Source organism: Deltaproteobacteria bacterium (assembly GCA_028818775.1).
GTDB lineage: Bacteria > Desulfobacterota > Binatia > UBA9968 > JAJDTQ01 > JAJDTQ01.
Genome location: JAPPNE010000141.1, coordinates 20,998 through 28,368 on the forward strand (window position 1 = coordinate 20,998; position 7,371 = coordinate 28,368).

Below are 7,371 nucleotides of genomic sequence, written 5' to 3' on the forward strand. Positions count from 1 at the left end.
CCGCGGTCGCCGAGGGAGTATTCAGTGGCAACGGCACCCCTGGACGAGTCGGCCGGTCGCCCCTAGGGGAAATCGTCCGATCACGGTCAGTCGCGGCATCGTCGGTCGTGGCATTGCGACGCAAGCGCTTAAAGCCCCAGCTTGTCCAGGTCGATGCGCTCCAGCACGTCCCGCGGAATGCGGTTGCGCGGCGTGTACTCGGCCAGGGAGGGCTTGGCGGTGGCGTCGACGCCCCACTTGGCGGTGTAGCCGTCCGAGTCCGTCGACGGGTCGAGGTCGGAACCGCGGGTGTTGGAGATCACCGTGATGTCGCGGTCCGCCTGGCAGCGGGTGCCCAGGGCCCAGGCCACCTCCCGGTCGTCGAAGATGTTGACGTCGTGGTCCACCACCACCACCCGCTTGATGTACATGTCGGCGCCCAGCACCGCCAGGATGGCGTTCTTGGCCTGCCCGGAGATCCGCTGCTCGATGGCGACGTAGCAGCTATAGGGCGCGGGCACGCGCACCGCCGTCACCGACGGGACGATGGCGCGCACGGCGCGGTAGAGGTTCGCCTCCATGGGGATGGTGGACAGCAGCAGGTGGTCCACCTGGGCGACGGAGATGTCGTGAAACAGCGCTCCTTCCCGCATGGTCACGGCATTGTAGCGCACCACCTCGCGCTGGCGCTCGCCCAGGCTGTAGCCGGTGAACTCGCTGAACGGCCCCTCGGGCGTACGCTCGCCGGGCAGGATCTCGCCCTCCAGGATGATCTCGGCATGGGCCGGGACAAGCAGGTCCGAGGTCTCGCAGCGCACCAGTTCCAGCGGCTCTCCCAGTACGCCGCCCATGATGGCGCGCTCGTCCTCGTCGATGGAGCCGATGGCCAACGCTCCCAGGCCGATGGCGGGATGGACCCCCACGGCAAAGGCCACGGGCAGCGCCTCCCCGCGGGCTTCCGCTTTCCGGTAGAACTCCCAAAGGTGCTTGGACGCGGTGATGTGGATGGACGTGCGGTCCTTGCCCATGATCATCAGGCGGTTGTAGGCGCAGTTCCAGGTGCCGTCCTCCGGGTCCCGCGCGAACGAGATGGCGGCGGTGATGTAGGGTCCGGCGTCCGCGGCGTGGTGGACGATCTGCGGCAACGCCAGCAGGTCGACGTCGGAACCCGTATGCACCACTTCCTTGACCGGCCCGCCGTCCACCACCACCGGCGCCACCGGGCGCTCCATGGCTTTCAGAAACGTACGCTGGACCTCCCGCGGTTCGGCGTTCATGGCCAATGCCATGCGCCGCCGGCTCGCATGGAGGTTGGTCACCACCGGGAGCGCGCTGCCCTTGACGTTCTCCAGCAGGAGCACCGGCCGGCGCCGCCGTTCGCGCGCCAGCTTCGCCACCAGCGCGCTCACCTCGTAGCGCGGATCCACGGGACCGGCGATCCTGACCAGATCGTCCTTCGCTTCCACCAACTCCAGGTAACTTCTGAGGTCCTGCGACATGGGTCACCTGTTACTCGGGAATTCCGCGGCAGGCAAGGGATCGTTGCCGCCGGTTTGACACACGGCGGGGTTTCCGGTGAAGAAACAGGAACGGGCACGACGGAAACGGAGGAAACATGGCCATCGACCAAGAACGTGAGCTCGACGATCCCGGTTGCTGCTCCATCGACTACAGCCACCACAAGGCCGTCTTCGAGCGACGGCAGAAGGCCTATCGGGAAGACCCTTCCAAGGCGGTCACCGTGCACGAGGCGCGCATCCGCCTGGTCAACGACCACCTGAAGGAAGCCAGGACATCGGAAGGCTACACCATCCTGTGCGACGAGCCGGAGTCGCGCGGCGGCACCGGCAAGGGCGCGGCCCCGCTCCAGTACTTCGTCGCCTCCATCGGCTTCTGAATGCTCAGCCAGGTGACGCAGTTGGCGTCATTCACGGACATCCGCATCGAGCGCGCCGAGATGTCGGTACGCGGCGAGTTCGACCAGAAGGGAAAGTTCGGGCTGTCGGACGTGCCGTCGGCGTGCACCCGGCTGGTGTACCGGCTGGAGTTGCAAAGCCCGGACAGCCGGGAGCGCATCGTCGAGTTCACCGAGGCGCTGGAACGCTCCTGCTACACTACCAACACCCTGCGGCGCCCGGTGGAAGTGGTGCCGGAGCTGGTCCTCAACGGCGTGGACATACCGCTGGGGTAGTACCCACGCCACCCGGATTCCCGCCAACCACCCAAAACGTCATTCCCGCCACCTAGCCTTGCTCCAGCACCCAGCGGGCCACTTCGTCGTGGCGCGCGAACCAGACTCGGGAGAAGCCCTTCATGTGGCGGAGGATCTCGGTCAGAACGGCGGCGATCATGGGGCGGCCGCCGAAGTGCGCGTGGACGGTGAGGTTGATCATCTCCGGGGCGTCGGAGCGGTACAGGAAGTCGAAGGTGTCCTTATACACGTTGAGGAAGTCGCGCGGGCTGCCCCGCAGCACGCGGTTGTCGGCGAAATCGCTGTGGGGAATGGCCACGATGTCCCCGGAGCCGGTGGCCATGCGGTAGGGCACGTCGGTGTCGTTGTAGTCGCCGTGCCAGACGCACCCGGCCTCCGCCAGGAACCCCGCGGTGTGTTCCGTGGGCGTCGCCCGCGGACTCAGCCAGCCCACCGGCCGCACGCCCGCCACCCCTTCGATGAGATCGAAGCAGCGTCCGATCACCGCCTTCTCCTCCTCGGCGGAAAGGTCCGTGAGGAAAGTGTCCTGGGTGTACGAATGGCCCGCCAGCTCGTGCCCGTTGTCGTGCAAGGCTTTGACCGCCTCGGGAAACATCTCCGCCGAGCGTCCGCTCACGCATACCGTGGCCGGGACCTCGAACTCCCGGAAGATCTTCATGAAGCGCCACACCCCGGTGCGACCGCCGTATTCGGACCAGGAGACTCCGAGCCGGTCCACCACGCCGGGCTTGAGGGGCGAGGACATGGGCGAGTAGGACGGCGCCTTGCCCACGGACCAAGTCTCGAACATCGGCGTCACCAGCACCGCCACCTTCGCGTCGTCAGGCCATTTCTCGATGGTTGTCAATGTTCCGTTCCCCTTCCCTATCGCTCGCCCATCATCTCGATGAACCGCCGCGCCAGGCGAGGACCCGTGGCCTCGTCCTCGTGCTTGAAGAACACGTACGTCCGCGCCCACTCCTGCCCGCGCACCCGCTCCGCCCACGCGCCGATGGCCTCGTCGGTGTATTCCACGGCGCGCAGGCGCAGATAGCCCCAGCTCGCCGTGGACACGAACGGCACCTCTTCCTTCAGCTCGCCGTCGGCCATGCACAGCGCCACGTCGCGTTCCCGCAGGGTCTCGAAGACCGTCTCATCGAACCACGAGATGTGGCGGAACTCCACGGCGACCCGGCGCCCTTCGGGCAGCACCGCGAGAAAGGCCTGAAGGCGCGGCAGGTCCAGCCGCATGTTGGGCGGCAACTGGAACAGAACCGGGCCGAGCCTGGACCCCAGGGTCTCCAGCCGTTGGAACAGGAACGCCACGGCGTCTCCGGCCTCCTTGAGGCGGGCGTGGTGCGTGATGGCCCGGGACGCCTTCACGGAAAAGGAGAAGTCCTCCGGCACCTGCTCGCACCAGCGCGCCAGCACCGGGTCCGCGGGCATGCGGTAGAACGTGTGGTTGATCTCCACCGTGTCGAAACGCTCGGCGTAGAACGGCAGCATCTCCTTGTCCGGCAGTTTCGCCGGATAGAACTTGCCCTTCCACGGCTTGTAGGCGTAGCCGCTGGTGCCCACGAAGGTCTTCAAGGAGTTTCGCTCCAGAGGTGCGGATACTTGAGGCCGGACCCGGTGACCATCAGCACCACGCGCTCGTCGCGGCCCACGGCGCCCTGCTCCAGCAACCGGCGCAGGGCCGCGAGGCAGGCGGCGCTCTCGGGGGCGACGAAGATGCCCTCGGCGGCGCCGATCTCGCGCACGTCTTCCAAGATCTCTGCGTCGGATACGCTCACGGCGCAGCCGCCGCTCTCTCGCACGATGCGCAGGATCATGAAGTCGCCGATGGCCACGGGCACACGCAGGCCCGCGGCCACCGTGGCCGGCCGGGTCACCGCTTCCGCCGCGTCCGCGCCGTTCTCGAACGCCTCGACGATGGGCGCGCAGCCCTCGGCCTGGACCGAAATCATGCGCGGGCGCCGCGAATCGATCCAGCCCAGTTCTTCCATTTCGTCAAAGGCCTTCCACATGCCGATGAGGCCGGTGCCGCCGCCGGTGGGGTACAGCAGCACGTCCGGCAGCGTCCAGTCCATCTGCTCGGCCAGCTCGTAGGCCATGGTCTTCTTGCCCTCGATCCGGTAAGGCTCCTTCAGGGTCGACACGTCGAACCAGCCCTCGCGCTCCTTCTTCTCCCCGATGATGCGGCCGCAGTCGTTGATGAAGCCGTCCACGAGGACCACGTCGGCACCGTACTGCCGGCATTCCACGATGTTCACGGGCGGCGCGTCTTGCGGCATGTAGATGTGCGCCTCCATGCCTGCCTTTGCCGCGTAGGCCGCCAGCGCCCCGGCTGCGTTTCCCGCTGACGGTACGGCCATACGTTCGACCCCCAGCTCTCGTGCCATGGACACCGCCACGGTCATGCCGCGCGCCTTGAAGGAGCCGGTGGGGTTCAGGGACTCGTCCTTGAGATAAAGCCGGCTCATGCCCAGCCGTTCACCGAGGCGGCAGGCATGGAACAGCGCCGTACACCCCTCCCCCAGCGTGGTGACCGCGGCGTCATCCGTGATCGGCAATACCTCGCGGTAGCGCCACAGGCTCGCCGCGCGCCCCTGCAAGCTCTCTCGGGTCAGGGTCTCGCCGGCCCGCTCAAGGTCATAGCGTACCAGCAAAGGGCTCGCACATTCTCGGCAGAGGTTGTGAAGTCTCCCCCTTTCGTGACGCGCGCCGCACCGCGAACATTCCAGGAACGTCACGTGCATGTGTCACCGCAAGCGGCTTACATGCGCGGGCTCCACACCCGCCCCGGCACGTAGATTTGTCCCTGGAAGAGCTTTCGGGTGGTGCGCACCACGCCCGCCTTGGCCAGCGCGAAGTTGTCTCCGACGCCGCTCAGCTCGAACGCCACGATGATGGAGCCGCTGGGATGCTCGACCTCCACCAGCTCGGAGAAGCCGCCCCCGGTTTCCGCGATGCCGTCGGCGACGGTGCCGGGCACCAGGGCACAGCTACCCACGCAGATGGCGCCGGATACCGCGTGGGACGCGTGGCAGTCCGTGGGCACGAAGTAGCGTGAAGTCAGCGCACCGCCGCGGCGCGGCCGGGACAGGATGCCGAACTTGGGGATGACCTTGCCGCGTACGTCTCCCAGCCCCATCTTCTCGCCCGCCACGACCCGGACGCCTTCCAGCTTCTCCAGCAACGCCCGGTTGGCGTCCAGCTCGGCCTTGCTCTCGTCGCCGCGGATGCCCATGTTCTCGGCCGTGGTCAGCACCATGGGCATGGCCACGTCCACGCAACTCACCTCCACGCCTTCGATGATTTCCTTGCGCCGCCCGGTGGGAAAGAGCGCTCCGGTCTTGGAACCGATGACGTCCATGAAGTTCAGCAGGATGGGCGCCGCCGTGCCCGGGACCCCGTCGATGACGGTGTCGCCGTCGTACTCCACGTACCCTTCGGGGGTCTCCACCACCGCCTCGATGAGCGAGTCGGTGTTGACGTTGCGGATGTTCACCACCGTCCGCGGATCGTCGGAGGGCACGAGCCCGTGCTCGATGGCGAACGGGCCGATGCCCGCCAGCATGTTGCCGCAGGTGGGACCGTAGTCGACGAACGCCTTGTCCACCGACACCTGCGCGAAAAGGTAGTCGACGTCCGCCCAGGGGTGGTCCGACGGCGACACGATGGCGACCTTGCTCGTGAGGGTGGTGGCGCCGCCCACGCCGTCGATCTGGCGCTGGTCCGGGGAGCCCATGGCCGCCAGCAGCACCTCGTCGCGCGTGGTCTCGTCCGCCGGCAGGTCGCCGGCCAGGAAGTACGGCCCGCGCGAGGTGCCGCCGCGCATCATCGTACAGGAAATCGCCGTCTGTCTCGCCATGGTCAGGAAATCCTTTCCCAGATGAGCGACGCCCGGCTGCCCGGTCCGCCCATGACCGGGGGCGCCGCGGTCAACACCAGCCGATCGCCCTCGAAGGACACCTCCCGCCGCGTGGTGGTGCCGTCGAGCCGGGGATCGTGGGCGAACTCGATGTGGTGCAGGACCACGTCGCCGCGCAGCTCGAACTCACCGAAATAGCTGAAATAAGTGCCGTCGGGCCGGCGCGTGGCGGTGGCCATGTGGCCGTCGGCGGTGTACTCCATCCGGCCCACCACCGGAGCGTCTTCACCCGATCCGGTGTTGCCGTCGGCGTCGGTAAAGCGAAACTCGTGCAGACGCCACGTTCCGATCATGCGGTCTCGATACGCCATCGTCTCAGGATAGCGTTTCGCGCCGGTAGTGCAACTCCAGGAAAACCCCATCCGCGGTACCGGCGGCGATGGATCGGCGCCGTCGCGGACCGGTTCCCGTCTTGTCGGTCCGATGGACGAGGCGGGACCCTACGTTGCCAGCACCACGGCCTCCGGCTCCAGGTCGGTCTCGACCGCCACCGTGCCGCCGTAGTCGTCCACGATGCAGTAGAGCGCCGGCACCAGAAACAACACCTGGAACGTGGACGCGGCAAGGCCGAAAGCGAGGCTGGTCACCAGCGGGATCAGCACCTGGGCCTGGAGGCTCGTCTCCATCAACAAGGGCAGCACCCCCGCCACCGTGGTCAGCGAGGTCAGCAGGACGGCCCGGAAACGCTGCCGCGCCGCGCCGCGCGATGCCGCCTCCGGGGACTCGCCGCGGGCGCGGCGGATCTTGATGAAGGTCACGAGCACGATGGCGTTGTTGACCACGACACCGGCAAGGGAGACGAACCCCACGAGGCTGGGCATGGAGAGATCGAGGCCCATGGCGACGTGGCCTATGACCACGCCCACGAGACCCACGGGAATGGACGCCATGATCACCAGGGGCTCCACGTAGCCGCGGAACTGGAAGCTCAAGAGAAGGAAGATGGCGGCCAGCCCCACCAGGAAATTCCGCCCAAGCGACGCTCCGGTCTCGGCCGACTCACGCGCCTGCCCCTCCAGTTCCGTGCGGATGCCCGGATAGCGCGCCAGCAGATCGGGCAAGAACCGGGCCTGCGTGTCTGCGATGATTTCCGCGGCGTTGGCCTTCTCCGGGTCGATGTCGCCCTGGATGGTCACCGCGCGGCGGCCGTCCACACGGTGGATACGACTGTAGCCGCGCTCCGCGTCCAGCGTCGCCACGGCATGCAACGGTACCTGCTCTCCGGCGGGCAGGGTGACGGTGAAGCGGGCGAGGTCGGCGAGGCTGT

General features: G+C 67.4%; 9 protein-coding genes. 2 read left to right on the forward strand and 7 right to left on the reverse strand.

What is annotated here, in order from left to right:
* Nucleotides 1-128: 128 nt before the first annotated feature.
* On the reverse strand, nucleotides 129-1,478 hold the full coding sequence (locus OXU42_15520) for a UbiD family decarboxylase (GenBank protein MDE0030798.1): 1,350 nt from the start codon (nucleotides 1,476-1,478) through the stop codon (nucleotides 129-131).
* A gap of 116 nt (nucleotides 1,479-1,594) precedes the next feature.
* Between OXU42_15520 and OXU42_15525 the strand changes: the two genes are divergently transcribed.
* The gene (locus OXU42_15525) at nucleotides 1,595-1,876 is read left to right on the forward strand and encodes a hypothetical protein (GenBank protein ID MDE0030799.1); all 282 of its coding nucleotides are present in this window, start codon (nucleotides 1,595-1,597) and stop codon (nucleotides 1,874-1,876) included.
* 21 nt (nucleotides 1,877-1,897) lie between these two features.
* Nucleotides 1,898-2,170 carry a hypothetical protein gene (locus OXU42_15530; GenBank protein ID MDE0030800.1) on the forward strand — a complete coding sequence of 91 codons (273 nt, stop codon included), beginning with the start codon at nucleotides 1,898-1,900 and terminating at the stop codon, nucleotides 2,168-2,170.
* Nucleotides 2,171-2,222: 52 nt separating this feature from the next.
* On the opposite strand, the gene OXU42_15535 is transcribed toward OXU42_15530, so the two are convergent.
* From OXU42_15535 to OXU42_15560, 6 genes are all read right to left on the reverse strand, one after another.
* Nucleotides 2,223-3,038: a polysaccharide deacetylase family protein gene (locus OXU42_15535; GenBank protein MDE0030801.1), complete on the reverse strand. Its 816-nt coding sequence runs from the start codon at nucleotides 3,036-3,038 to the stop codon at nucleotides 2,223-2,225.
* A 17-nt stretch (nucleotides 3,039-3,055) separates the two neighbouring features.
* Nucleotides 3,056-3,760 (reverse strand): DUF72 domain-containing protein, encoded by a 705-nt coding sequence (locus OXU42_15540; protein ID MDE0030802.1) that lies wholly within the window; start codon nucleotides 3,758-3,760, stop codon nucleotides 3,056-3,058.
* Nucleotides 3,757-4,929, reverse strand: coding sequence for a threonine synthase (locus OXU42_15545; protein ID MDE0030803.1), 1,173 nt, complete (start codon nucleotides 4,927-4,929; stop codon nucleotides 3,757-3,759). Before OXU42_15545 ends, OXU42_15540 begins: the two co-directional genes overlap by 4 nt.
* Before the next feature lie 17 nt (nucleotides 4,930-4,946).
* Nucleotides 4,947-6,044: a 4-oxalomesaconate tautomerase gene (locus OXU42_15550; protein MDE0030804.1), complete on the reverse strand. Its 1,098-nt coding sequence runs from the start codon at nucleotides 6,042-6,044 to the stop codon at nucleotides 4,947-4,949.
* A 2-nt stretch (nucleotides 6,045-6,046) separates the two neighbouring features.
* Entirely contained in the window at nucleotides 6,047-6,397 is a 351-nt protein-coding gene (locus tag OXU42_15555; protein ID MDE0030805.1) for a lipocalin-like domain-containing protein, read from the reverse strand.
* A gap of 147 nt (nucleotides 6,398-6,544) precedes the next feature.
* Nucleotides 6,545-7,371, reverse strand: an 827-nt coding sequence (locus OXU42_15560) for an efflux RND transporter permease subunit (GenBank protein MDE0030806.1), incomplete at its 5' end; no start/stop codon positions are given.